2 protein-coding genes and 1 pseudogene are annotated in these 1,761 nt (G+C 70.4%); 1 reads left to right on the top strand and 2 read right to left on the bottom strand.

What is annotated here, in order from left to right:
• A pseudogene (locus EIO58_RS19420) lies at positions 1-127 on the top strand (oxidoreductase); the annotation flags it as partial.
• Between the two features lie 68 nt (positions 128-195).
• Here the strand turns inward: EIO58_RS19420 and EIO58_RS17335 are convergent.
• Together EIO58_RS17335 and EIO58_RS17340 are read right to left on the bottom strand one after the other, a co-directional pair.
• Positions 196-1,254 (bottom strand): hemolysin family protein, encoded by a 1,059-nt coding sequence (locus EIO58_RS17335; protein ID WP_127820491.1) that lies wholly within the window; start codon positions 1,252-1,254, stop codon positions 196-198.
• The coding region (locus EIO58_RS17340; protein ID WP_127820492.1) for a transporter associated domain-containing protein at positions 1,251-1,761 on the bottom strand (511 nt) is incomplete at its 5' end. The genes EIO58_RS17340 and EIO58_RS17335, both read right to left, overlap by 4 nt.

The following is a 1,761-nucleotide window of genomic DNA, read 5'->3' on the forward strand; positions in this document are numbered from 1 at the left end:
GGCCGCCGATGCCGTCTTGGCCGGGCGCGAATGGCTCCGCGACCCGCACTACGCCCTTCGCGCCGCGACCGAGCTCGGCGCCGACATCGACTACTGGCCGCCGCAGTACCTCCGCGCCCGGCGCTGAGGCCGGCCGGTATGCGCGAAAGGGTGGCTCACCTCGTGGGCAGAGCCACCCGTCGCGGTCTCCGGCCGTCAGTAGAGCCGGCGGCGCGTCGCGTCCTGCACTTCGCCGATGAGCTCCTCGATGATGTCCTCGAGGAACAGCACCGCGGTGGTCTCGCCGGCGTCGTCGCGCACCTGAGCGAGGTGGCGTCCGGCGCGGCGCATGACGGCGAGCGCGTCCTCGAGGTCTGTCGACTCGAGCACCGGCACCATGTGGTGGATGCGCTTGGTCGGGATGGGGCGGGCGACCTCGGTCTCAGCATCCGGTCCCTCTGCGGCCCGCAGGATGTCCTTGAGGTGCACGTACCCGACCGGTGCGCCCGCCTCGTCGACGATCACGTACCGCGAGAAGCCGTGCTTGGCGACCGCGCGCTCGATCTCGGCGGGTGTCGTCGTCTGCGGCAGGGTCACCAGAGCCGAGAGCGGCACCGCGATGTCGGCCGCCTTCTTGTCGGTGAACTCCAGTGCCGCCGACACCGTTCCGGCGGAATCGTGCAGGACGCCCTCGATGCGCGACTGGTTCACGATCGTGGCGACCTCCTCGAGAGTGAAGGTCGAGGCGGCCTCGTCCTTCGGCTCGACGCGGAACAGCCGCACCACGTGGTTCGCGATCCAGTTGAGCGTCACGATCACCGGGTAGAAAAGCTTCGAGACCCACACCAGCGGCGTGGCGAGCATGAGCACCGCACGGTCGGGCACCGAGAACGCCAGGTTCTTCGGCACCATCTCGCCGAACACGACGTGCAGGTACGACACCAGCAGCAGCGCGATGATGAAGGCCACCGTGTCGACAGCGGCCTCCGTCCAGCCGGTGAGGCCGAGCGGCGCCGCGAGCAGGTGGTGGATCGCGGGCTCCGACACGTTCAGGATCAGCAGTGAGCAGATCGTGATGCCGAGCTGGCTCGTCGCCAGCATGAGCGTCGCATGCTCCATGGCGTACAGCGCGGTCTTCGCCGAGCGCGAGCCCTTCTCGGCCAGCGGCTCGATCTGCGAGCGGCGCGCCGAGATCACGGCGAACTCGGCCCCCACGAAGAAGGCGTTCGCGACGAGGAGCACGACCAGCCATGCGATTCCGGCCCAGTCGCTCATCGGCGCTCACCCCCTTCCATCGCGGCCGCGTCGTGCGGCATCGGCGTGGGCGTGAAGCGCACACGGTCGACGCGTCGGCCCTCCATGCGCTGCACCTCGATGGCTCCGTCCTCGAGCTCGATGCGGTCCCCGACGACGGGGATGCGCTCGAGCTCGCTCATGATGAACCCGCCGACGGTGTCGTAGACGTCGCCCTCCGGGATGCGGATGCCGGTGCGGTCGAGCACCTCGTCGGGCCGCAGCTCGCCGGGGAAGATCACGCCGCCCTCGACGCGCACGATGCCCGCGCGGCGTCGGTCGTGCTCGTCGAGCACCTCGCCCACGATCTCCTCGACGAGGTCCTCGAGCGTCACCACGCCTGCGGTGCCGCCGTACTCGTCGACGACGACAGCCATCTGGTAGCCCCGGGCTCGCAGCTCCGACACCAGCACGTCGAGGTGGACGGCCTCGGGGAACCGCAGCGGCTCGGTCGCGAGCGCGGCCGCGGGCACGTCGGCCCGGCGGCCG

It is taken from the genome of Microbacterium sp. CPCC 204701, assembly GCF_004010105.1.
GTDB lineage: Bacteria > Actinomycetota > Actinomycetes > Actinomycetales > Microbacteriaceae > Microbacterium.

What these genes read in the sequence shown, in the direction of transcription:
- EIO58_RS17335 (WP_127820491.1), bottom strand. Translation starts at nt 1,254, where the DNA reads ATGAGCGACTGGGCCGGAATCGCATGGCTGGTCGTGCTCCTCGTCGCG.